This window comes from Syntrophomonas sp. UBA5494 (genome assembly GCF_002426325.1).
Genome location: NZ_DIPG01000007.1, coordinates 283 through 759 on the forward strand (window position 1 = coordinate 283; position 477 = coordinate 759).

Here is a 477-nt window from a genome sequence, read left to right on the forward strand (position 1 = left end):
TGGAACGGCGATTTGTGATGAAAAATACCATCCGCTTCCTGAAGAAAAATTTGATTGTCAACGGTTGATAAAAGCATGGTGCGGTTTTATTTGCGGGACTTTTGGGAAATGCTAAATTTAACCGTTGACATTGACAAGGCCCAGGCCGGTTGTTAAACTTAATAAATGATTTCAAGCGCATATTTCGCAAGGATGGGGAAGAGTACAAAGAGCGCTGTCTTTATAGAGAGCCGGGGCAGCTGGAAGCCGGCAGGGCAGTCTTTGGAAGGCGCTCCGGAGCGTCGGGAGGAAAACCGCTCCAGGTGAGTAAAACCCGAAAAAACAGAGGTGGGCTTTTAGCCAACCAGGGTGGAACCGCGGGTAATAATACTCGTCCCTGTTTTAAGGGGCGGGTTTTTTGTTTTAATTTAATGGAACAGGAGGAGTTGCCAATGAATTTTCAGGAGATCATTCTTCGTCTTGAAAAATTCTGGGGCC